Source organism: Caldibacillus sp. 210928-DFI.2.18, assembly GCF_020554505.1.
Classification (GTDB): domain Bacteria; phylum Bacillota; class Bacilli; order Bacillales; family Caldibacillaceae; genus Caldifermentibacillus; species Caldifermentibacillus hisashii.
In genome coordinates, this window is the sequence record NZ_JAJCHL010000012.1 from 24,404 (window position 1) to 47,111 (window position 22,708).

General features: G+C 36.4%; 20 protein-coding genes, 3 pseudogenes and 1 riboswitch. Of the genes and pseudogenes, 9 read left to right on the forward strand and 14 right to left on the reverse strand.

From position 1 onward, the window contains the following. Positions 1 to 8 precede the first annotated feature (8 nt). Genes LIZ98_RS04585 through ribD form a run of 3 tightly spaced genes read right to left on the reverse strand, consistent with a single transcriptional unit; the run spans position 9 to position 3,002 of the window. A complete protein-coding gene (locus LIZ98_RS04585; protein WP_095142545.1) occupies positions 9 to 1,202 on the reverse strand; it encodes a bifunctional 3,4-dihydroxy-2-butanone-4-phosphate synthase/GTP cyclohydrolase II in 1,194 nt (397 codons plus the stop codon). A 49-nt stretch (positions 1,203 to 1,251) separates the two neighbouring features. Further along, entirely contained in the window at positions 1,252 to 1,902 is a 651-nt protein-coding gene (gene ribE / locus LIZ98_RS04590; RefSeq protein WP_216406620.1) for a riboflavin synthase, read from the reverse strand. After that, positions 1,875 to 3,002: a bifunctional diaminohydroxyphosphoribosylaminopyrimidine deaminase/5-amino-6-(5-phosphoribosylamino)uracil reductase RibD gene (gene ribD, locus LIZ98_RS04595; RefSeq protein WP_227139060.1), complete on the reverse strand. Its 1,128-nt coding sequence runs from the start codon at positions 3,000 to 3,002 to the stop codon at positions 1,875 to 1,877. The genes ribE and ribD overlap by 28 nt, the downstream gene beginning before the upstream one ends. Before the next feature lie 126 nt (positions 3,003 to 3,128). Beyond that, positions 3,129 to 3,277: riboswitch (FMN riboswitch) on the reverse strand. Between the two features lie 573 nt (positions 3,278 to 3,850). Here ribD and LIZ98_RS04600 point away from each other — a divergent pair. From LIZ98_RS04600 to LIZ98_RS04610, 3 genes are all read left to right on the forward strand, one after another. Then, positions 3,851 to 4,048: a helix-turn-helix transcriptional regulator gene (locus LIZ98_RS04600; protein WP_034771709.1), complete on the forward strand. Its 198-nt coding sequence runs from the start codon at positions 3,851 to 3,853 to the stop codon at positions 4,046 to 4,048. Further along, positions 4,048 to 4,503 (forward strand): DUF3278 domain-containing protein, encoded by a 456-nt coding sequence (locus LIZ98_RS04605; RefSeq protein ID WP_095142548.1) that lies wholly within the window; start codon positions 4,048 to 4,050, stop codon positions 4,501 to 4,503. Before LIZ98_RS04600 ends, LIZ98_RS04605 begins: the two co-directional genes overlap by 1 nt. A gap of 289 nt (positions 4,504 to 4,792) precedes the next feature. Further along, a complete protein-coding gene (locus LIZ98_RS04610) occupies positions 4,793 to 5,116 on the forward strand; it encodes a DUF3221 domain-containing protein (RefSeq protein ID WP_227139059.1) in 324 nt (107 codons plus the stop codon). A 233-nt stretch (positions 5,117 to 5,349) separates the two neighbouring features. On the opposite strand, the pseudogene LIZ98_RS18260 reads toward LIZ98_RS04610, so the two are convergent. From LIZ98_RS18260 to tnpA, 7 genes and pseudogenes are all read right to left on the reverse strand, one after another. Continuing rightward, positions 5,350 to 5,433, reverse strand: a pseudogene (locus tag LIZ98_RS18260) (inner membrane protein YiaA); the annotation flags it as partial. Between the two features lie 262 nt (positions 5,434 to 5,695). Then, complete coding sequence (locus LIZ98_RS04615; protein ID WP_227139058.1) at positions 5,696 to 7,849, reverse strand: YhgE/Pip domain-containing protein; 2,154 nt, start codon at positions 7,847 to 7,849, stop codon at positions 5,696 to 5,698. A gap of 680 nt (positions 7,850 to 8,529) precedes the next feature. After that, a complete protein-coding gene (locus LIZ98_RS04620; protein ID WP_227090581.1) occupies positions 8,530 to 9,441 on the reverse strand; it encodes a PTS system mannose/fructose/sorbose family transporter subunit IID in 912 nt (303 codons plus the stop codon). Between the two features lie 19 nt (positions 9,442 to 9,460). Next, a complete protein-coding gene (locus tag LIZ98_RS04625) occupies positions 9,461 to 10,267 on the reverse strand; it encodes a PTS mannose/fructose/sorbose transporter subunit IIC (RefSeq protein ID WP_227139057.1) in 807 nt (268 codons plus the stop codon). Positions 10,268 to 10,302: 35 nt separating this feature from the next. Beyond that, positions 10,303 to 11,274, reverse strand: coding sequence for a mannose/fructose/sorbose PTS transporter subunit IIA (locus LIZ98_RS04630; protein WP_041847658.1), 972 nt, complete (start codon positions 11,272 to 11,274; stop codon positions 10,303 to 10,305). A 500-nt stretch (positions 11,275 to 11,774) separates the two neighbouring features. Further along, on the reverse strand, positions 11,775 to 12,146 hold the full coding sequence (locus LIZ98_RS04635) for a DUF956 family protein (RefSeq protein WP_034771736.1): 372 nt from the start codon (positions 12,144 to 12,146) through the stop codon (positions 11,775 to 11,777). Between the two features lie 620 nt (positions 12,147 to 12,766). Further along, a pseudogene (gene tnpA / locus LIZ98_RS04640) lies at positions 12,767 to 13,176 on the reverse strand (IS200/IS605 family transposase). A gap of 407 nt (positions 13,177 to 13,583) precedes the next feature. Here tnpA and LIZ98_RS04645 point away from each other — a divergent pair. The 3 genes and pseudogenes from LIZ98_RS04645 to LIZ98_RS04655 form a co-directional block, all read left to right on the forward strand. Next, positions 13,584 to 13,706 (forward strand): annotated as a pseudogene (locus tag LIZ98_RS04645) (family 1 glycosylhydrolase); the annotation flags it as partial. Beyond that, positions 13,703 to 13,972, forward strand: a complete 270-nt coding sequence (locus tag LIZ98_RS04650) for a PTS sugar transporter subunit IIB (protein WP_152641312.1) — start codon at positions 13,703 to 13,705, stop codon at positions 13,970 to 13,972. The pseudogene LIZ98_RS04645 and the gene LIZ98_RS04650, both read left to right, overlap by 4 nt. 29 nt (positions 13,973 to 14,001) lie before the next feature. Then, positions 14,002 to 14,313 carry a PTS sugar transporter subunit IIA gene (locus tag LIZ98_RS04655; RefSeq protein WP_041847661.1) on the forward strand — a complete coding sequence of 104 codons (312 nt, stop codon included), beginning with the start codon at positions 14,002 to 14,004 and terminating at the stop codon, positions 14,311 to 14,313. A 157-nt stretch (positions 14,314 to 14,470) separates the two neighbouring features. Here the strand turns inward: LIZ98_RS04655 and LIZ98_RS04660 are convergent, their stop codons facing one another. Further along, entirely contained in the window at positions 14,471 to 15,277 is an 807-nt protein-coding gene (locus LIZ98_RS04660) for a GNAT family N-acetyltransferase (RefSeq protein WP_227139056.1), read from the reverse strand. A 487-nt stretch (positions 15,278 to 15,764) separates the two neighbouring features. Between LIZ98_RS04660 and LIZ98_RS04665 the strand changes: the two genes are divergently transcribed. Further along, positions 15,765 to 17,180, forward strand: a complete 1,416-nt coding sequence (locus LIZ98_RS04665; protein WP_227139076.1) for a glycoside hydrolase family 18 protein — start codon at positions 15,765 to 15,767, stop codon at positions 17,178 to 17,180. 888 nt (positions 17,181 to 18,068) lie between these two features. Here LIZ98_RS04665 and LIZ98_RS04670 read toward each other — a convergent pair. After that, on the reverse strand, positions 18,069 to 19,313 hold the full coding sequence (locus LIZ98_RS04670; protein ID WP_375293567.1) for an esterase/lipase family protein: 1,245 nt from the start codon (positions 19,311 to 19,313) through the stop codon (positions 18,069 to 18,071). 218 nt (positions 19,314 to 19,531) lie between these two features. Here LIZ98_RS04670 and LIZ98_RS04675 point away from each other — a divergent pair, with 218 nt between their 5' ends. Further along, the gene (locus tag LIZ98_RS04675) at positions 19,532 to 19,648 is read left to right on the forward strand and encodes a hypothetical protein (RefSeq protein WP_034771741.1); all 117 of its coding nucleotides are present in this window, start codon (positions 19,532 to 19,534) and stop codon (positions 19,646 to 19,648) included. 624 nt (positions 19,649 to 20,272) lie between these two features. Beyond that, positions 20,273 to 21,652, forward strand: a complete 1,380-nt coding sequence (gene gdhA, locus LIZ98_RS04680; RefSeq protein ID WP_255602007.1) for an NADP-specific glutamate dehydrogenase — start codon at positions 20,273 to 20,275, stop codon at positions 21,650 to 21,652. 161 nt (positions 21,653 to 21,813) lie between these two features. Here the strand turns inward: gdhA and LIZ98_RS04685 are convergent, their stop codons facing one another. Together LIZ98_RS04685 and LIZ98_RS04690 are read right to left on the reverse strand one after the other, a co-directional pair. Beyond that, positions 21,814 to 22,344: a helix-turn-helix domain-containing protein gene (locus tag LIZ98_RS04685; protein ID WP_227139055.1), complete on the reverse strand. Its 531-nt coding sequence runs from the start codon at positions 22,342 to 22,344 to the stop codon at positions 21,814 to 21,816. Between the two features lie 33 nt (positions 22,345 to 22,377). Next, positions 22,378 to 22,575 carry a cupin domain-containing protein gene (locus LIZ98_RS04690; protein ID WP_227139054.1) on the reverse strand — a complete coding sequence of 66 codons (198 nt, stop codon included), beginning with the start codon at positions 22,573 to 22,575 and terminating at the stop codon, positions 22,378 to 22,380. Between the last annotated feature and the right edge of the window lie 133 nt (positions 22,576 to 22,708).

The window sequence follows — 22,708 nt, forward strand, 5'->3', positions numbered from 1 at the left end:
CCGCTCCTTCAAAAAGTTAATAAATGTCCAAGTTTTTCCCTTTTTGTTTTTAGATATTGTTCATTTTCTCTTTTTGGTGGCATTTGCAGAGGAATGCGTTCGACAACCTCTAAGCCATACCCAGCAAGACCTGTTATTTTTCGAGGATTGTTCGTTAATAAACGCATCTTTTTCACTCCAAGATTTCGTAATATTTGAGCACCAATCCCATAATCACGTAAATCATCTTTGAAACCCAATTTATGGTTCGCTTCAACTGTGTCGTAACCTTCTTCTTGAAGTTTGTACGCTTTTAATTTATTGATGAGACCAATCCCTCTTCCTTCTTGTCTCATATACAGAAGGATGCCCTTCCCTTCCTTATGTATTTGAGAAAGAGCAGCATGAAGCTGAGGTCCACAATCACAACGATTAGAGCCAAACACATCCCCCGTTAAGCATTCTGAATGGACTCTTATAAGAATAGGCTCTTCTGCACGAATTTCTCCTTTCACAAGTGCAACATGCTCCTTGCCATCATTTTTACTCGTAAATCCGATAGCTCTAAAGTCGCCAAATTCAGTAGGAAGATTGATTTCCACTTCCCTTTTTATTAATGTGTCATGTTTGAGTCGATACTTAATCAAGTCTTTGATTGTAATTATTTTTAAATCAAACTTACTCGCAACCGCTTTTAAGTCGTCCACTCGCGCCATTGTTCCATCATCATTCATGACCTCGCAAATCACACCTACTTCTTTTGATTTTGCTAATCTAGCTAAATCGATGGCAGCTTCTGTATGACCAGCGCGCTGTAACACTCCACCTTTCTTCGCCACAAGTGGAAAAATATGTCCGGGTCGTCTGAAATCACTTGGAAGAGCGCCTTCATTAAGTAATTTTTGAACGGTTAGAGCCCTCTCATGTGCACTAATGCCTGTTGTAGTTTCAATATGATCAATGCTAATGGTAAAGGCCGTTTCATGATTATCTGTGTTGACCTCGACCATTGGTTTTAATTCAAGTTTTTCAGCTATTGCTTCAGAAATGGGTGCACAAATGAGTCCTCTTCCCTCTTTGGCCATAAAGTTAATCATTTCCGGCGTCGCAAACTCACCCAACCCCACAAAATCTCCTTCGTTTTCACGATCCTCATCATCACAAACAATAATCACCTTTCCTGCCTTTAAATCTTTTAATCCATCCTCGATTTTATGGAACATCACTCGATTACTCCTTCCCAATTGTTTCAAATAGAAGATTTCCACCTATTTACATAAATCCGTTTTCTTTTAGAAAATCAATTGAAATCTTATCTTTATAATTGTGTGGGTCTTTCCTTTCCATAAAGGAATATACATACTTGCCGATCAAATCGAATTCGATGTTCACCTTATCCCCAACCTTTTTCGTACCCAGGACACTTTCCTTTGCGGTATGAGGGATAATGGACACGGTCAATTGATTATTGGATGTCCCAAATATAGTTAAGGAAGTGCCATCAAGTGCAATAGAGCCTTTATAAAGAGGTAGATGGCTGTATTCATAAGGAAACTGAATGTCAAAATATACAGCATTTTCTTTTCGTTCTCTTTTGACAATTTGTCCAACTGTGTCAACATGGCCCGTAACAAAGTGACCTCCAAAACGTCCATTGGAACTCATGGCCCTTTCTAGATTAACTAGTGAACCTTGTTGCAGGTTAGATAAAGAAGTGCTGTGAAAGGTTTCAGGCATAACATCCAGGAAAAATGAATCATGGGTAAGCTCCGTTACGGTTAAACAAACACCATTAACTGAGATACTATCTCCAAGCTTTAGATCTTCTAAGACCTTCTTTGCCTGAATATTCAGGACAAGTGTGTTTCCTCGGGACTTTACCCTTTGAATGGTCCCTAATTCTTCAATGATTCCGGTAAACATTTCTCTGTCTCCTCCTGATTAAGAGGTTTGGCTGTAATTTTGATATCTGGACCGAGCTGTTTAATCTCTGTAAAGTGGAGGTGTTTTCCTAACTTCACAAGCTCCGAACCAACCCCACCGACAAAAGGAAAAGCATCTCTTCCGCCAATAATTTTTGGAGCAACATATGTAATGATTTGTTGAAAAGCGTTTTCCTTGATGAAAGAAGCATGAATTTCTGATCCGCCTTCTACAAGAACGGACATCATCTTCTGCTCTCCTAACGTCTTCAGTACTTGCTGCAGTGATAGAACAGGTCTATCTTGGGAAATAATAGTTACACCAAACCTTTCAAGTTCTTTCTTCTTTTCTAAATCAATCTGATTTCCTGTAAAAATGATGGTTCTCGCAGAGCGATCTTGCACGACATTTGCCGACGTTGGAATTTTTAATTTCGTGTCTAATACAATTCGAATGGGATTTATTCCACCTCGGGGTCTTCTGGTGGTTAAAAGAGGGTTATCTTGTAAGATGGTGTTAATTCCTACTAATATTCCATCATGTTCATGACGAAGATGATGTCCATCTTGTCGTGACTCAGGAGAAGTAATCCATTTACTATCTCCAGATTTTGCTGCTATTTTTCCGTCTAATGAAATGCCTGCTTTAATTGTTACGAATGGAGTGTTTGTTTGGATAAAATGAAAAAACTTTTCATTGAGCTGTTTCGCTTCTTCTTTGCATAACCCGACCTCTACCTCAATGCCTGCCCTGGTTAACTTTTCAACACCTTTGCCTGCAACAAGGGGATTTGGATCTAGAGTTGCTACAAAGATCTTTCGAATACCAGTTTTAATAATAAGGTCAGTACATGGAGGTGTTTTTCCTTGGTGGCTACACGGCTCAAGTGTAACATACATAATGGCTCCCTCAGCAGAGATCCCAGCTTCATTGATTGCATGAACTTCTGCATGAGGAGTCCCAGCTTTCAAATGTACACCCGTCCCCACCAACTTGCCATCCTTCACTAACACTGCACCAACACTCGGATTTGGACTGGTTTGACCTAAAGTAGCGCGTGCTAGCGAAAGAGCAAGGTTCATATATTCATAATCATTCATTTAAAAAAAATGCTCCCCCTTTCAAAAAATCTCTCCAAACAAACAAATCTCCCTTACCTATTTTGGCAAGGGAGAAAAAAAGCATTAACAAATAAACGTCAAAAAACAGCATTTTTGAACAATTTGTTTTTCCTTCTCCCATCCAGACTTTTACTGTCGGCTTTGGAATTTCACCAAATCCACCGTTTTCATATGATCTATGAATCCGGGTCACGGGCTAAGAGGCATGCCTCATCACCGTCGGTTGGGAATTACACCCGACCCCGAAGGAAATCCTATTGAATTGAAGAAATAATAACATAACCAAACCAATTATTCAAGGGTTACACTTTATTGAAAATATGGAGTCCCTGCAGGCAACAATTCCTTTACGAGAAGTTAAGAAGCAACGGCCTTTTAAAGAATAGACCTTAACCGAAAATATATGATATTTTTTTGTAGAACTACGCATCACCGGAATCGTGCCAGTTTAAGGAAGAATGGGGTCCAATTTTTAAAATCGTCAGCACTCATCTAGGTGAATGAAATAAACGACAAAGTGTTATTGTATTGCCCCTAGTAAGATATGTTATATGTTACTTTGTTTCTTATTTTTTGTTATCTTTTTTCATTCCGGCTGCTATGAGCCTAATTAATCTGGTTTTTGGCTTATCAGATGGAAATATTTTGATCGATATAGATATTCTGACTTTCGTATGTAGAACTTGGAGATACCCCCCCCTTTTACATTTTCTCAGATAAATTTACTATCTGAATCCATGTTTGAAAATAATTTGACTTCTTTCTGTATCCAATGTAATATATAGTTTGCATATGCAAACTATATTTAACATTGAGTAGGGTGGGAAATGAAGAATAATGTGAAAATAGCAAGGATTAAAGCCTCTATAACCCAAGAACAATTAGCAAAAAAAATTGGTGTAACTAGACAAACTATTGGTCTTATTGAAAAGGGCGAATATAATCCTAGTCTAAAATTGTGTATTGCAATAGCCAAGGAACTCAATAAAACTTTAGATGAATTATTTTGGGAGGTCGATACTTAATGAAATCTTGGATATCCTTCTTATTACCAAATGATGAATATAAGGAAAAAAAGATGTTATATTTTTTCTCGGAGGGTGCAATAATTCTTTTCTTATCCCTTATTGTTATGATTATCTGCAACAAGTATTTTAATCTAGACGTAGAAACTGTCTTATTGGCAGCCATTGCCATCTTTCTCTTTTATGTTTCAGGAAGATATATAATATCAGGTATTGAATATGCAGACATCACAACGGAGAGTGCTTACAGAAAAGAGTTAAGAGTTATATTCATTAGAACAATTGGGTTTGTTGTTATTTTTATGATATGCTATTTGATTTTCACAAACTCCCCCAAGAATCTCGACGAATGGTTTGAAATTTTGAGTTTATTAATAGGTGTTAGTGTAATATGGTTTTTATCTAGTTATATCTCTTTAAAGCGTTCCTATAAGAAAAACAAGGAACTATTATAAATCCCAATTTACGAACGTATTGGACTAATAAATGATGAACAGGTAAAGGAAAGGAAAAATTGTTAAATAATCTTGAGTTTTGCATCCGAAAGAAGCGTTGACGTTTCATAAACAAAAAAAGGGGGATGCTCGCTTAAAATTTGCGACGAGAATAAGTCTGTCGTCAAAAATGGAGTTTTATGGAGTTTTTGCCTTAAAATGGTGACAAGAACGGGTTTCGTCAATTTTATTGATTTTCTAAGGTATGAAACGTAAGTAATAAAAATTCCGAGATGGAGGGGGATGTATTTTGATCAGGAAAATTTGGATTTTATTTTCAAGCTTTTTAATCATTCTGCTCATTGCATGTAATAATACTGACAATAAACCAATAACGAGTGACGTTACATCCACATTTACAGGAACTATTACTGAAATATATGATCAAACTGCTCTTGTTCATATTGACGAAGGGGAAATCACTAAATCCGGAAGCAGAGTACATGTGGATCTTTCAAAGAATAGTGAAACCACTTTTCATGTCGGGGATAAAGTTAAAGTCGGGTATGACGGAGAAGTGCGTGAATCTGACCCACTTCAAATCAATGTGGTGTTTATTGAAGAAGTTGAATGACTATTCTTTAGAAAAAGACCCTATGTGCATAATCAACGCAGTCACAACAAAAGAATGAAAAAACGGGAAACTCATAAAACAAAGTTTCCCTTCTTGCAGATATTGCAGAACTTAGAATTAAGTGTGATCCCACAATCACATAAATCAATTCATTACTTCATGTTAATGTTCTCACTTTTTCGTTGCATTAGTTCCAAATTTTTCCAGATTTAGGACTAAGGTCAACGATCAAATTATTCTCTTTCTCTTGCTTTCTGTGTATCTCGAACATTCTTCTGAACCGTTATCGCAGCAAATAAACTTAATATAAATGCCATATTTTTTCGTTTCATAATTTGCAACCTCCGAACATGCCCCATCCAAGGACCAATAGTAAAAACAGAGAAAAAGAAACAATAAAACTCGGTACGTTTGACCTACATAATATTTTGCATAATTTTTTACTTATAAATTATTTCTCCGCTTATAATTTATTGTTGATTAGCACCCAAAAATTCGATTTTCCAAATTTAGTGCATGGTTTTTATTTGTTTGTCCGGACGAAACTTTTTGAAGCTAATCAGCTTTTCATTCTCCACCTTAATGAAAGATACCCGACTCTTTTGCCTTTCTTCTTAAACTTTTTGTCTTTTCATTAATAAGATTTTTTAGATAACCACCAAAAATGAAGGCAAACAATCCAAAAATTAGAAGATAAAGAAGATCAATTCCAACTCTTCTCCATAGTATACCACCCGTTGCCTCACGCATAATATCAATTGCATATGTGAAGGGCAAGAACGGGTTTATTTTTTGGAAAAACTCAGGTAATAACACGACTGGATAGGTTCCTCCCGATCCTGCAATTTGAAGTACTAACATAATAATTGCTAAGGCTTTCCCGACATCGCCAAAAACGGAAACTAAAGTATACACAATCGTTATAAAAATAACACTACAAAAAACCCCAAATAAAACAAACCAAAAAGGTTCAACAAGTTTCACATGTAGTATAAATATATCTCCTAATGTCACAATTATTGACTGAAGAAATCCAATACTTAAAAACGTTAATAAACGACCGATATATATATCTTTTGTTTTAAATCCTTCTGTATGATGAATATCTGTGGATATAAGCGAGATTAATAATAACCCACCGACCCAAATTGCAAGTACTGTATAAAATGGAGTCATTCCCGTTCCATAATTTGGAATAGAAAAGACACTATTTTCTTTTAATTTAACAGGTTCAGCAAAAAAATTTTTTTCTGATTCCGGGTCATGTTGAAGGAGATCAATAATTTCATTAATATCTGTTTCACCTTTTATTTTTCGTAATTTATCAGCTAGATGTATCACTTTATCGTTAATAAACGGAAATTGATTTGTAACATAGGTGAGCATTTCTCGCCCTTCCGAGAGGTTTTTATCCGTTCGATTAAGTACACCCTGTACTTCCGGTAATGTTGATTGGATCTCAGTTAATATATTTCGTGCTTCCGTTAATGTTGATTTCACATCCCCTACCGTCTTCGTTATGAATGGTTCCAGTACATCTCGGTAATCTTTAGCAAACGCTTCTACATGACCTTTTATTGACTCTGCATTTCCTTTCATTGCTTTAAAAAATTTATCTATTTCATTTTGATGGTCTCGAATCAATGTATCTAATTGCTCTGCTTGATTTTTAAGTACTTGGTAATTCCCTTTTACATTATCCAAAGAAGATAATGCCTCATTTAATTCAGGTAGTTCTGTTTGGTTCAGGTCTTTTAGGTTATTTAATGTGGTTTCAATCGTTTCAATTGCTTGGCCAATGGATTCATTTTTCTCTATGATCGTTCGACTCAACGATTGCTCCTTATCTGTCGGTATTGTTGATAAATCAATATTTTGTATTAATTCATTCGTTTTATCATGCAATTTCATGATTTTAGCGATATTTTGCTCGATTATAGGTTTCATTTCATCTAATCTTGCTTCGGCTTGGTCAATAAATTGTGAAGTATCATCTATAGTTCGTAGACTTTTATTTGTTGCTTCCTTTACTTGCGGCAAAATGGTTTTGGCTTTTGTTATCAATTGACTGGCTCGGTTGGCATCATTTGTTGTATTATTTAAAAGTTGGTAAATCTCCGGTAAATTACTTTCAATTGTAAAGAGATAACTTTCAAATTTTTTAATATCAGGTAAGTTTTTTTGCAATTCAATTCCTAATTCGTTAAAAATATCGAAAATGGTCTTATTTACAAGAGAAATAAAATTACTACTTATTTGTTGAACAATCACACTGGCACCTTTCTCTGTAATTTTTGGAGCAATCGCATTTATTTTCTCATTCACATAGTAATCTATTTCTGCTTTTTGCGGTTTTTTGCTTATTACTGTTGCCAACCGTTTTGAAAAATTTTCCGGTATAACAATGACAGCATAATAATCACCATACTTCAGTTTTTCCATTGCTTTTTCGCGATTAACAAAGCGCCAACCCATTTTTTTATTGTCTTTTAATGTCTGGACTAGCTCATCGCCTACTTCAATTTTTTTCCCGCGAACTTCTGCCCCTTTATCTTCATTGACAACACCAATTGGAATTTGACCGGTTTGTCCATACGGATCCCAGGATGCTTTAATATTGAACCAAGCATAAAGAGAAGGTAATATGATTAGCCCGGCGATAATGATTGCAGCAACCCAATTTGTACAAATACTTTTTATATCTTGAGTAAAAATCTTCCACCCATTTCTCATCATTAATAACCTCTCAGAAACGATATTTTATGTCAATTTACTAATAAATGCTTCCACTATCTTCCAAACATTTTTGGAAAGGCAGCTTTGATTAGTTTATCCTGTTGTTTCTGAATCATTAAAAGAAATAGGTACCATCTTTTGTCAAATTTTTTATTGAATTTTCCGGAACCCCCCCTGAGGGAAATTGCCAAAAGCAAGGTAAAATGCGACGCCACTGAAAAACAATTCGAATAAGTTCACTTACACAGTATAAATTAGTATAAACCACAAAAACACGTCTAAATATGCTGTTTAGCAAGTAATTTTATAATTATTTACCGCTTTTTCAGTGACCTCGTAAAATGCCAATTAAGTGTTTTGAAAGGCGTCGTCACATCCCTGCTCCACCTTGCCTATCAGATCTGCAATTCACTTTTACGTCTTGCACCATACTAAAATAGTTAAAACCTAAAATTACATATAATTGTTTTGGAATAGGACAAAAAATTGACCGTTGGGATGATGTACTTATTAATTTTGGTATTTGATCGTGCAAGTTTAACTTAATTTGTTACAGAAGTTTTTATCGGTAGGGAATGATACGAGGCGCTTAGGCATAGAAAAAGCACCTCCTTATAATGATAGTCCTATCATATAAGGAGATGCTTTATGCTTTGTTTGAATTCGTCTTATAACTATTACATTAAGTGGATTAAGTGGAAGACGATACCAACCACGAACAATCCTAGAATCATAACAATTGGAGAAACTTTCTTCTTAAGTAACCACATGCAAAGAAGTGTTAACAGCAAACCGGCTAAACCAGGAATTAAGCTATCTAAGTTGTCTTGTAAAGTTGTTACTTTCACATCACTCAATGAAAGACCTGCAGCTTGCTGTTCCAAAGCAGTTCTAATTCCTTCCGCTCCAGAAGGTAATTTATCCCAATCAATATAAGCGCCTTTGTCAAGTTTTACTTCAGATACTACTGGCGTGAATTGTACAGATACCCATCGGTTAACTAATGAACCAAGGATGAACATACCGAGGATCGATGCACCTTTTGTAATATCTTGCAGCAATCCGCCAGATAAGTCGTCAGTAATTCTTGAACCGGCTTTATAACCAAATTCTTGCGTATACCACATAAACAGCATACGAATAACGTTCCAAAGAACAAAGTAAAGAATTGGTCCAAGTATGTTTCCGGTCATTGCAAGAGAAGCTGCTAATGCACCAAGGATTGGTTTTACCGTGAACCAGAAAACCGGATCTCCAATACCTGCTAAAGGTCCCATCATCCCGACTTTAACCCCTTGAATGGCTACATCATCAACAGGGGCGCCATTTGCACGTTCTTCTTCAAGTGCTAAAGTAACACCTATTATAGGTGAAGCTACGTACGGGTGAGTGTTAAAGAACTCCAAATGACGTTGTAGTGCAGCTGCACGATCTTCTTTTGTTTTATATAATTTTTTGATGGCTGGAATCATTGTAAATGCCCAACCACCGTTTTGCATACGTTCATAGTTCCAAGAACCTTGAATGAAAGTTGAACGCCACCAAATAGAAATACGATCTTTTTTAGATAATTTTATTTGTTCTGCCATTTCTATGTCCGCCTCCTTCTTAGTAATTATCAATAATGTCGCCTAATGGATCACCAAAATTACCGTTTCCTCCATTACCTGAACCGCCTTGTTTAGAAAGAGCAATATAGATTAGTGCAAGAGCAACACCGATAGCACCAAGACCGATAAGTGTAATATCTGAAACAGTTGCTAATACAAAACCAATGGCAAAAAATGGCCAGACTTCTTTTGTTGCCATCATGTTAATAACCATTGCATAACCAACGGCTACAACCATTCCCCCACCGATGGCCAAACCATCTGTCAACCAAGTTGGCATTGCTTCAAGCATACTTCTAACCGGACCTGCACCAACAGCCACAATTAATATAGCTGGAATTGCAATCCGCAATCCTTGCATACAGATAGCAATGATATGCCAAAATTCAACCTTTCTGAAGTTCCCCTCTTTAGCTGCAGCATCCATAAAGTGGACGAACGCTGTTGCAATCGTACGGACAATGATTGTCAATAATAAACCTGCAACGGCAAGCGGAACGGCAATCGCAATTGCAGAAGATACACCTTCTCGACCTTGTCCACCTAAAACTAAAATAATTGCAGATGCGACTGAGGCTAATGCAGCATCCGGTGCTACGGCAGCTCCGATGTTTGCCCAGCCTAAAGCGATCATTTGAAGGGTACCGCCTAAGATAAGACATGGTACTAAGTTTCCTGTTACTAAGCCGATTAGCGTACAGGCAATGATTGGTTGGTGGAAGTGGAATTCATCCAAAATTCCTTCCATACCGGCTAAAAACGCTACGATAAAGACTAATATTATTTGAATAATATTCAGATCCATATTATTAATCCTCCCTTTTCTTCTAATAATCAGGATTATTTTTTCTTGTTTAACTCCTCTTGAGCCTTCTTGAGAATTGCATCCATGTCGCCTTTTGTATCGTTCGGAACTTTACGTACATCGAATTTCAAACCAAGTTCTTTTAACTTATTGAAAGTATCAATATCATCTTGGCTAAAGGCTAACACCTTATTCGGTTGAACTTTACCAGGTGAGTGTGCCATCGAACCAACATTAATTGTCTTTAATGGAACGCCACCTTCAACCGCTCTAAGCACATCTTGCGGGTTTTCAAAAAGAAGCATTGCGCGCTGGCCGCCGAAATGTTGATCATCTTTTGCAAGTTCGATCATTTTCTTGACAGGAACAACGTGTGCCTTGACTCCCGGTGGAGCAGCCTGTTTGATTAATTTCTTACGAAGCTCATCCTTTGCTACCGCATCAGATACAACGATGATACGAGTAGGTTGTGTTGTTCTTGTCCAAGTAGTTGCTACTTGTCCGTGAAGTAAACGAGTGTCAATTCGTGCCAACACGTATTCAAATTTACCAGGGGCACCTGCATTCGATGGTCGACGAGCAGATGCAGCAGATGGTGTTGCCGGTTCTAATTCTTCAGGTCTTACTTTAACCCCTTCTTTAGCTGTGTCCAAAATATGTGCAGCAATTTCACGTGCTGAGTTCATGGATAAACGTGATGCAAAAACTTCAATCAACATTGGCAAGTTCATACCAGCAACAATTGCCCATTTGTCTTTGTGTTCTTCAAACAAGCTATTGGCCTGGTTGAAAGGGGTTCCACCCCAAAGATCGACTAAAAATAATATTTCGTCTTGGTTGTCGAAAGAGGCGATTGCTTCTTTCATTTTTGCTTTTACATCATCAGGTCCTTCGCTTGGCATCAATGTAACTGCTTTTACATTTTCTTGTTTTCCAAAGATCATCTCTCCGGATTGCAAGATACCATTGGCGAAATCACCGTGACTAGCAATGATAATTCCTACCATCTTCTTACCTCCTCTATGATTATTGGTACAGTAAAAGGACATGGTAAAATCTACCAAAGTACTTTTTTAGCTGTATCTTTTCAGCTCATCTAAAGCGATTACAGTTTCAACTAAAAACAAAAAAGCATGAGTAAAAAGCCGATTAAAATGAAGTTATGTTTATAGAATGCCCATAATTTTCATTTCAATCAAAACTATTCACTCATGCCTGATCGAATCAGTAACACGTAAAATATAATAGCTAAAGTATTCAATTGTTTTTTGCAAACACTGTAAATAAAGGAACGGTAAACAGCCTTTGCAACAAATAGATTCTTTTTAAATGTTCAATGTATCACTTTAATGAGCTTCCATAAAAATTATAGCACACCAAATATTCTTCTTTCAAGAGGAAAAATATTTTCCGTTTTCCTCCCTGTCAAATTTTTATCTTTGCTAGGAGTATATCCTTTCACGTTTAAAACAAAAATTCTTCTAACCTGTCTTGCCATGTAAAACAATTACTTTTTAAATTTACTCTTTAGACCGCGTTTAACAACATCAAAGAAACTTAATGATTGGACCATTTGATTCGGGTCAACGTATTCACGAATTGCCCGCAATACTTTTTTCGGTTCTTTTGAGGAAAATGAAAACGTTCCATTTCGCTTCGTTTGGATCGCGTAACGTGGGATCCATTTCCCTTTGAACATGACGGAAGCGATCACGTAATCAACTTCTTCCCAAGGAATTTGAATAAACTTACGGGCATCACGATCATTGTAGAATTCAAATCCCTTGTCTCCGATCATGATCTTACCATACTCCGGAAGTCCCAAATGCGAGGTTGCATCAATAACTAAATCGACTTTTGTATTGATTGATTGGACCATTTAATCTGCTCCATTTCTTTCTCTTAATAAAAATATTATACTGTGTCTTACTACTTTAAGCAAAAAATATTTTGGGACAATAAAGAACTGCTGGGACACCGGAGCTTGACAATTAAACGAATCTAAAGTTTTTCACCCGTATTTATACTTTTGTATGAAAATAAAAATCGTTTACTTATATCCATCATAAAACAATGAATACCGGTAACCATGAAAATAAATCTTTTTCATGGTAGTTAGTGGTCCTAGTAGCTGCATCGGCATCTGGATATAAGTGAAATGAAAATAAACATTAACATAGTAGTTGGTGATGGCGTGATTTCGGCTGCCCTGCATGTTGGTTTCTTATTCTTTAAAAAGAGAACAAAAAAAGTATCACACTGAAACTGCGATTGTCATCTATACTTTCTTCCTCATCCATCAGGCACCGACCATTTCAGTTAAACTAGCACCGATAACAGCAAAGATAATGCCAATAATAACCACCCTTCCAAAGGGTGGTTTGCAGAAAGGCTATAAGCCTAAACTACCGGCCGGCGTCTCAAGGCGCTAGCTTTCATTTAGCATTCAAGCCTCATTGCCTTTGCCTCTTTTGCATACCCCTTAAAGGAATGTTTGTATTACTTACTACCCTTAAAAGAGTCCTCATATTCTTTTACGCTTAATTTATCAAGTGCTATATCATTTCTTGTTCACGTATATATTTTATTGTTTCTTCGTTAAGATCGACGGTACTAGCATAGTATCCTTCAGCCCAAAAATGTCGGTTCCCGAACTTATATTTTAAATTTGCATGTTTGTCAAAAATCATGAGTGCACTTTTTCCCTTTAAATAGCCCATAAAACTTGATACAGATATCTTTGGTGGAATACTCACTAACATGTGTACATGATCAGGCATGAGATGTCCTTCAATAATTTCTACTGCTTTATATTGGCAAAGTGTCCTCAATATTTCACCAATACTTTTTCTATATTGATTGTAAATTATTTTTCGTCTATCCTTTCTATAAATTAAATGCTTGAACAATCTCTATTATAGATAATAGTGGGGTTTTTTGGTATAACCATCGTCGCGCACCTGCATAGCAGGTGGTTTATTGTTTCGCACGTTATCGCGAGCGAAACTGACTAAAGTCGTAATGAGATAAACAACGCAAGCGAAGAAAACTCCGCTTGCGTTATTTTACGAATTAGAAAAGCCAGTCTACTCAAATGGAAACGTGTTTTGTTAATTCTTTAAAGCTTTTCTTTTTCTCCTGAAGTATAAAAAGCTACCGGAACATATTAACGTACCACCTAATAACAATTGATTAAATATTTGAGTTGATGGACTAGGTAGTTTGTCTCCATTGCTCGGTTCACCCGGTTGACTTGAATTATTTGGGTTGCTTGGTTGGCCCGGATTATTTGGGTTGCCCGGGTCATCTGGATTGTTATGGCTTTATTTATGTCGACAAAGATAATGTTGGAAATGGAACACTTGAAAGAAAGAAAAAATTATCATTTTATTGGTACAAAAAAGTTATCGAAACAAATGGGGAGGATCTGTCACTATGAGAAAAATTGTTTTATTGTGTAATGCCGGAATGTCAACTAGCTTATTAGTAAATAAAATGAGGAAAGCCGCAGAAGAAATAAATTATCATTGTACAATTGAAGCTTATCCAGTAAATGAAGCTGAAGAACGTGCAAAAGATGCCGATATTGTCCTTCTTGGACCACAAGTTCGTTTTGAAGAAAAAAGAATCCAATCAAAACTGAATTGTCCTGTAAGAGTTATCGATATGAGTGCATATGGAATGGTAAATGGGAAAAAGTGTTAGAAACAGCAAAAAAGGAATTAGGTGATTAAATGGAAGACTTAGAACTTACATGCTTCAATATTATTTCTTTTGTTGGAAGCGCAAAATCCAGTTATATCGAGGCAATTCAATTTGCAAAAAAAGGAGATTTTGAACAAGCCGAAACACTCATGGAAAAGGGAGTAGAAATGTTTCAGAAAGGGCACAAATCACATGCAGAGTTAATTCAAAAAGAAGCTTCAGGAAATAAAACAACTATTACACTTTTATTAGTCCATGCAGAAGACCAATTAATGGCAGCTGAATCATTCCGTACCATTGCTCAAGAATTTATCGATGTATATAAAAATAACCGGATATAAAAAGAGGATTTTAAAAAATAGGGGGCTGACCGTAAAAGTTATTAAATACTACCTTTTTGAGGTCAGCCCTAATCCTCTTATAAGCAAGCGCCTTTAATTCTTCTTTTTAGTATGATGCAACTTATTAATTCGCATCAATCCGGGAAAAACGGGTTATTTATTTTTTATGGTGGTCTTGTTTTTTTCGATACATTGTCCATTTGCCGATATCCTGAAATCCGAGACGTTTGTAAATTCTGCCCGCCGCAGGGTTATCATAAAACAAGCAAAGGATTCGACCTTCAGCAAGTACATCCCCGATTAATTTTTGCATGATTGCTGTTGCCAGTCCGTTATTGCGGAAATTTTTATGAGTACAAACACCGACAATCATCGCAGAGACAGAATTTTCCGCTGCAGTTGAGGCACAGGCAATGATCTCGTTATTATCCTCAATAAAATAAGTTCGTCCGGTCCCGTTTTCGATATCTTGGACAATCATTTTTCTCCCCTCTTTGCTTAAAGAAAACTCATCAATTTGCATCCGCAGATTTAAAATTCGATCAACATCATCGATTGTAGCAATCTTTATATTATATTCAGTATGATTAATGGGAGTGAGTTCCCGGCACTCCGCAAAAAAGGTGGCCTTCTTCGGACCCAATTCAATCCCTTTCACATGTTCAAATTGCTCAACAATAGAAGCTTTCCCGGACATGATCGGTGTTGCTGAGTAGTTACAAATAAGATCGGCAAACCCTTGAACGTCAAATTCACCTTTTGCATAAGGGATGAATGATTCGAAATATCGTAAAAGAACAGCATTAAGTTTGCCATCTTCATGAAATTCTCCCCATAATTCTTGGAAATCCGTCTCATATCCAAATGCCTCGATATCCCCAATAATAAATAAATTGATGGACGGTTCTTCACTTAAAAAATCCATAACTGTTTTATGGTCTTGGACTGTCAGTTTTCTAATCATTCAGCTTCACCTGTCTTATTAATGATTGTCTTTCAGATTAAGAGTTGATTTTTATTATAATATAGAATTTGTGGAAAATACATAACTAGTCTTCTAATATACTTTTAAAAACACAAAAATAGAGTTTTTTTCATTTGAAACAATAACCGCCTTATAATTTACGGGGAGCGGGCATATAGAAGCTAAACGAGGTGGACGAGCCTACGAACAAATTTCTTCGCCTTGTAATTCATCGGGAGCGGGAACATAAAAGTCTGTCTGATGAAGTGAAATCCACTTTGATTTATAACTTTTACTTAAAATAATGGGGATAAAATTTGTATAAGATACATCAATGTTTTATTTATAGAACAGTATTATACAATTGTTTGGAAATTTTCCCGAAATACCGGTGGCCAAGACAACATTCATTCTGCCCATTTTCTTGTCGCAAAACATCAAAATGAAGAATATGGTAATAAGAAAGTTCTTTTGTGAGGTGACAGTAATGAAGATACATGTTGTTCGAAGCGGAGATAATCTTTGGCGCATTGCACAAATGTACGGGACAACGGTTAATCAAATCGTGGCAGCAAATGGACTCTCGAACCCGAATCAGTTGGTCATTGGTGAAGCATTGGTCATTCCTCCGCCATATCAACAATATGTCGTACAGTCCGGTGATACGCTTTGGTCAATTGCTAACCGTTTTGGGGTCGCATTACAGAGTCTAGTTGAGGCAAACCGATTAACAGACCCATCAAGAATCTATGTCGGGCAAGTGTTAACGATACCGGTCACCTATCACACGGTTCAACCGGGTGAAACATTGTATTCGATTGCAAGTCGTTACGGAACAACAGTTGCCGCAATTGTCCAAGCGAATAATATCCAAAATGCAGCACTTATTTTTAGCGGACAAAGATTAAGAATTCCTGAGGTTCCAAAACCTACGATTGAAGTCAATGCTTATGTAACAACGATGAATGAAGCAGGAGCCAATCTTGTTGCACCTTTAACACCAAGTTTTACTTATATTAGTCCTTTTAGTCACGGGGTAATGGAGAATGGTCAAATTTCCACATTAAATGATGAACCGATTATTCGTGTAGCTCGAAATAACAATGTTGCTCCACTTCTTGTCCTTACTAATTTTGTCGGCAGAAGGTTTAGCTCCGACCGGGCAGCGCTCATTTTAAGAAATCCCGATCTCCAAAATACTTTAATCACAAATATTTTACAAACGTTGAGAAGCAAAGGATATACAGGCTTAAACATTGATTTTGAATATGTGTATCCGGAAGATCGGGAAAATTATAATAATTTCCTTCGTCGGATGGTTGCCCGTCTACACCCGGAAGGATTCACGGTCTCCACAGCGCTGGCACCGAAAATTAGTGCTGATCAACCGGGATTGTTATATGAAGCACATGATTACGCTGCCCATGGTGAACTGGTTGATTTTGTTATACTCATGACGTATGAATGGGGTTGGGCCGGTGGGAGACCTTGGGCTATTGCCCCGATAAATCAAGTTAGAAGAGTACTCGATTATGCGGTAACTGCCATTCCTCGCAACAAAATTCTTATGGGTGTCCCGCTCTATGGCCGTGACTGGAAAATCCCGTGGGTTCAAGGAACTTATGCAAGAACAGTCGGTCCAAGAGAAGCCGTCAATCTTGCAGCAAAATATGGCGTTCCGATTCAATATCATGAAACCTATCAATCTCCGTTCTTCCGCTACACAGACGAATCGGGTCAACAACATGAAGTCTGGTTTGAAGATGCCAGAAGTATACAAGCAAAATATGACACTGTAAAGGAATACAATCTTCGCGGGATAAGTTATTGGGTACTTGGTCCGGAATTTCCGGAGAATTGGACCCTATTACATGCAAACTTTCATATAAGAAAGAGGGTTTAAGTGTAGCCACTCTTGAGCTAAGTGAATCTCGTAAAATTACATGTAAATTTTCATAATTAGGAAAGAGGTTGTAAAACGGTATCTTTTGAGCCAAGTAAACCATGCAAACTCATATAAGAATGAGGATTTAAGGGCTCTCACGGTTAATTAAGGAAAAATGAGAACTGTTTTTGAAGCGGTAACAGTTCTCATTTTTATGTGTGTTTACATTTTATAATCCATTCTTTTGTATTATTGTCTTCCTATAATTTTTCGGTCCTTATCAATTCCGCTACTTCAGCTAAATCTGAACTCGTGCAAAAGTGCTTGAATTCGTTTTGCTGTCCAGCCCATTACGACGCGTGCTTTTCTTAGTCTTAATATGCGAAAATGGATTACCTGCTTATTCAAATAATCATTGCATGTAGGATATTTAATTATTAGGTTACCGCTTTCATAAATATTTATTTTTTAACTTAAAAGGTTTACGTTAAATCAAATAGTAACTATTCTCTAGGTTTTTTTAATATCCTAAGACATCATCACCTTTTTTATCATAGCATAAAATTGAATTAAAAATATGAAAAAATTTTGATTATCAGTAGTATTTCATCAATCAAAAGTAAAATTGTCAAAAGGTTTTTACCCTAAGATTTACCATTTTTATTACAAAATAGGTAAATTTTTTCTCACGTTGAATAAATAAAACTAGTTTGTAGCAAACGATACACTTCCGATCACGCAATAATTAATAATTGCTCGAGAATTTTTCAAATCAAGTTGATTTACTTTTAACAAGCATAGCAATAGATTAAAAATAAATCACTAATCTCCCTTACTAACTAATAGACACCCAAGAATGTTGACCAATAATAACATTCTTGGGTGTCTGCTTCCAATTCCAGTGTATTATTTAGGTAACGAATGTACTCGATTTGCTACATCATGATAATATCCGTAAATGGAAAAATAACCGGGTGTATTGGATCCAATAAAATTAATAAAATCCATATGGTCCCAGCCTTCCATTACAGGGAATGAATTCCAAACACCTTGTTTTATCGCACCGTCATATGGGCTATTTGGATGACCAAACGGATATTTTGCAGATACCACATTTACAATTCCATCATTTGGTAACCAGCTGCGATCAATGACAGGTGCCGGGCTTTGTCTGGTATATGAGCCCATTTGCATACTAATCAGTGTAAACAATGGATGCATTGTTCCGATTGGATAATAGTTTCCGGTAACAACCCCGCGATAAGAAGCGTTTCCTGTGTAAGACAAATAATAAACATCCGGATACGTTTTCATCCATTGATTCAATTCTTGAGCCCCAAAGGTAGTTAAGTCATAGGCACTAATATCGTTACTTTGCCAAATCGGACTTGTCATTACACGATTCATATATGCATGAAAAGATTCACCCGGTTGACGTTTTAATCCCCATTGGTCTAATTTAAAATCATAGATTAAACTTTCTTGTTTCTGCCCGGCTGCACTTGCTAGATGAATAATGAAATCTTTAATAAAGGAAACGATTTGTTCTTGATCTGCAAAAGTTGAACCATTATGCGGAGTTGCCAGGCTCGTTACACTGTGAACCCAATTTTTTCCACCTGTAAATAAAGGAGAGATTCCTTCTTCAGGATGTTGACTGTAATATTCTTGTTCCTTTTGACTACCACTTTTCAGCAATTCTACTAACATTCTAGATGTTTGTCCACCCATACTGTGACCAATCAGATGAATTTTATTCGTTTCATCCCATTGGCCGTATATTCCCGGATATGTTCGTCCAAATCGAGCATGACCGTGTTCCTTTGCGTGAGCAGCACCATAATCAACCGTACCGCCTTTAATATAATAATAGAGTTCTACTGCACGGTCCCAGTTACTTGAAACCGGACCAACTGTTGCTACATACGTTCTATGACCGGTTTGGTTTAAATAAAACTCAATATCTTTCAATCCTCCCCAGTACCGATAACCTAAAAATTCACCTTTTCCCCACCCTCCTAAACCGTGAACGAGGACAATCGGATAATCATTTCCACTCGTTTCCGCACGGACTTGTTGTTCCGGCTGAATAGATAAGGAAACGGCAAAAACAGAAAATAAGAACACTGCTGGAATGAATAGTTTCTGCAATGTTTTCAAATTAAAACCTCCTCTACTATTTTAATTTTTAGAATATACAGTACTAATAATAACTATTTTTGGAAGCGTTTTCAACATTAAATTTAAAATTGAGTCAAAATTCCTATAATATCAATAACTTAGAATGAACCATTTTTCCCTTGCAATTCTGTAATAGATGAATGATATTTGTTCTATTTGCCAAAATAAACATAAAGGTGGTGAGGATCATGGCAAAAAAAGGAATTCAAAACTCAAGTATTGAGCAAATTCGTAACGATCATGAAGAGGAAACTGCTTTTTTAGCTGATAATCCGAAGAAAAATAAAAAACAAAACAAGAAGTAATTTTTTGATTCATAGGTATTAAAAAAGGGCTATTCCAAAAGTAAGGCTTAACTCGTAAATCAAACCCGTTTCTTTTGGATGGCCCTTTATGTAATTTAGGATTATTTTCAAGAAAAAAGAGATGTTGAAACGGCTTTACCTAATATTTATGAAATTTCTCTACGGCTTCATCGCCATCAAAGCTTGGACTACCTCATAATCTACCTTTTGAAAGATGCCTTTCATACTTGTCTAATTGCATATTCATCTTCAACGACTATAATTTTCATCGGTGCTACCTCCTGAAAACCTAATGCAATTCCGTACTCTTTCTTTTCCTTCTATACATTATCACACAAATAAGTCAGTAAAAAGTCAAAGTAATTTTAATTTGATGTATGCTATGTGCTGTCTGCCAATATTATGTAAAAGTCTTCATATAAATTCGCTAACGAGAAATAAATTAAACAAAAAATGACAATCAATCTAAGTTACATATTAATTTTATCTATTTTTTATATTGATTAGATTAATCTCTAGTTATAAAATTTTTCCATACACAAAATTTTCAGACAGACAAATTGTATGAAAAAACGCTCATGAAATAATGAATTCACATAATATATAACGAGGAGACTGATTCACTTGAGTACAACATCAATAATCAATGACGAATTAAAAGTGGCGACTGAATATGTCAACAATGTTTTTGAAACAGTTAAAAAACGAAATGCCTATGAATTTGAATTTCAACAAGCCGTAAAAGAAATATTTGATTCCCTTATTCCTCTTTTTGCTAAAGAACCGCTTTATATACAACATAATATTTTGGAACGAATTGTTGAACCTGAAAAAATGATTACTTTCCGGGTTCCTTGGGTAGATGATCAAGGAAATGTACAAGTGAATCGCGGATTTCGTGTTCAATTCAACAGTGCACTCGGTCCCTATAAAGGCGGGTTACGTTTCCATCCTTCTGTAAATGGGAGCATTATTAAGTTTTTAGGTTTCGAACAAATATTTAAAAATGCTTTAACCGGACAACCAATTGGCGGTGGAAAAGGCGGTTCGGATTTTGATCCTAAAGGAAAATCCGATGCTGAAATTATGCGTTTTTGCCAAAGCTTTATGTCTGAATTATATCGCTATATCGGACCAGATGTGGATGTTCCTGCCGGTGATATCGGTGTGGGGGCGAGAGAAATCGGCTTCTTATTTGGACAATATAAAAAATTACGTGGTGCTTTTGAAGCAGGTGTCCTAACCGGCAAGAGCCTTGGATTTGGCGGAAGCATCGTCCGTAAAGAGGCAACAGGTTATGGTCTTGTCTATTTTACTCAAGAAATGTTAAGAGAAAAGGGACTCGATTTTAACGGTTCAACTGTTGTCGTTTCCGGTTCAGGTAATGTGTCCATTTATGCCATTGAAAAAGCACAGCAATTCGGTGCAAAAGTTGTTGCCTGCAGTGATTCCAACGGCTATGTGTATGATCCGGATGGAATTAATCTTGACACGGTAAAACGTTTGAAAGAGGTAGAATGCAAACGGATTAAAGAATATGTTGATTTCCATCCGAATGCTGAATACTATGATGGATGTACTGGAATCTGGTCGATTCCTTGTGATATTGCCCTTCCTTGTGCGACCCAAAATGAAATTGATGAAGAATCAGCAAAAACGCTTGTCACCAATGGTGTGAAAGCTGTTGCAGAAGGTGCCAATATGCCATCCACAATTGAAGCAATCAATGTTTATTTAAATAATGGTATCTTGTATGGACCGGCAAAAGCTGCCAATGCCGGTGGGGTTGCCGTCTCCGCCTTAGAGATGTCTCAAAACAGCATGCGCTTGTCTTGGACTTTTGATGAAGTTGATCAAAAACTGCAACAAATCATGCACAATATATATCAAGCAAGCATGGAAGCTAGTGTTGAATACGGTCATCCCGGTAACTTAATGGTCGGTGCCAACATCGCCGGCTTCAAAAAAGTTGCTGAAGCGATGATTTCGCAAGGGGTGATTTAATTTCCTCCCTAATTTCAGGGACTGGTTCCTTTAATTTTCAAAGGGACCGGTCTTTTTTTAAAAAGGGTTGGCAACCACCCGGGAATATGAAGGTCGACTTCAAAATTTGTTCTACAGATGAAACCTCCTCTGATGAAGTGGCGCCCTTACTTTTGAACTGACTACTGAAAATTGTTCTTTTTCCTGAATTCGTAAGGAGTCATATGGAAAATCTCTTTAAATTTTTTATAGAAAAAGGTAACACTGGAATAACCAACTTCTTCTACAACTTCCGGGATAGGTAAATCGGAGTTCATCAAAATCATTGCTGCTTTATTAATTTTTTGCAGCTGCAACAAATCTTTGAACGATTTACCCGTCCCTTTTTTCAACAAGTTCGATAAATAATTCGGATGAAAATTAAATTGTTCAGCCATACTCGTTAATGTACAGTCCTTATAATTTTCCTCGATGTACTGCAGGAAGGCGATCAGTGAAGCGTTGTTTTGTTCAGACTGAATCGTATATTTCGCAACTATTTCATTGTTCCGAATCAGTTCAGAAAATAAAATAATCAAATACGAGTTGATAATTTCATCCGCATACAAACCTTTATCGAAGTATTCGCACATAATTTGATTTACAATATCCGCAATTTTCCGGTTATGTCCGGTATTAAACAGTAAATAGCGGTTACTTTTACGTTTATCCAATAATGAATTAACTAAAAAATTTGAAATGATACTTTAAGTGGATAATCGACTTAAAAATGCCGGCGAAAGGTAGTCCCTCTTTAATGTAATATTCTTTATTATGTCATTTTTGGTTGTTTCTTTTACTAAATGAGGAGTCTTCTTATCAATCATTATAAAAGAGCCCTCTTTTAAATGAATAGGTCTGGAATCAATCTCAACTGTACATTGACCTTGATATACATAATTCAATTCAATTCAATAAATTCATGCATGTGAAGCGGGATATATGATTCATAAGGCTGTTGGGTAATTACAATACTGTCTTCGATAAAGGTAAATTTCGAATCGTCTATCGTATAATTAAATAAATATACTTCTTCCC

Bases quoted from the DNA above. Each gene is read 5' to 3' on its own strand.
- LIZ98_RS04665 (WP_227139076.1), top strand. From the start codon at position 15,765: ATGAAGATACATGTTGTTCGAAGCGGAGATAATCTTTGGCGCATTGCA.
- LIZ98_RS04650 (WP_152641312.1), top strand. From the start codon at position 13,703: ATGAGAAAAATTGTTTTATTGTGTAATGCCGGAATGTCAACTAGCTTA.
- LIZ98_RS04625 (WP_227139057.1), bottom strand. From the start codon at position 10,267: ATGGATCTGAATATTATTCAAATAATATTAGTCTTTATCGTAGCGTTT.
- ribD (WP_227139060.1), bottom strand. From the start codon at position 3,002: ATGAATGATTATGAATATATGAACCTTGCTCTTTCGCTAGCACGCGCT.
- LIZ98_RS04585 (WP_095142545.1), bottom strand. From the start codon at position 1,202: ATGTTCCATAAAATCGAGGATGGATTAAAAGATTTAAAGGCAGGAAAG.
- LIZ98_RS04635 (WP_034771736.1), bottom strand. From the start codon at position 12,146: ATGGTCCAATCAATCAATACAAAAGTCGATTTAGTTATTGATGCAACC.
- LIZ98_RS04630 (WP_041847658.1), bottom strand. From the start codon at position 11,274: ATGGTAGGAATTATCATTGCTAGTCACGGTGATTTCGCCAATGGTATC.
- LIZ98_RS04675 (WP_034771741.1), top strand. From the start codon at position 19,532: ATGGCAAAAAAAGGAATTCAAAACTCAAGTATTGAGCAAATTCGTAAC.
- LIZ98_RS04655 (WP_041847661.1), top strand. From the start codon at position 14,002: ATGGAAGACTTAGAACTTACATGCTTCAATATTATTTCTTTTGTTGGA.
- LIZ98_RS04600 (WP_034771709.1), top strand. From the start codon at position 3,851: ATGAAGAATAATGTGAAAATAGCAAGGATTAAAGCCTCTATAACCCAA.
- ribE (WP_216406620.1), bottom strand. From the start codon at position 1,902: ATGTTTACCGGAATCATTGAAGAATTAGGGACCATTCAAAGGGTAAAG.
- LIZ98_RS04620 (WP_227090581.1), bottom strand. From the start codon at position 9,441: ATGGCAGAACAAATAAAATTATCTAAAAAAGATCGTATTTCTATTTGG.
- LIZ98_RS04660 (WP_227139056.1), bottom strand. From the start codon at position 15,277: ATGATTAGAAAACTGACAGTCCAAGACCATAAAACAGTTATGGATTTT.
- LIZ98_RS04615 (WP_227139058.1), bottom strand. From the start codon at position 7,849: ATGAGAAATGGGTGGAAGATTTTTACTCAAGATATAAAAAGTATTTGT.
- LIZ98_RS04605 (WP_095142548.1), top strand. From the start codon at position 4,048: ATGAAATCTTGGATATCCTTCTTATTACCAAATGATGAATATAAGGAA.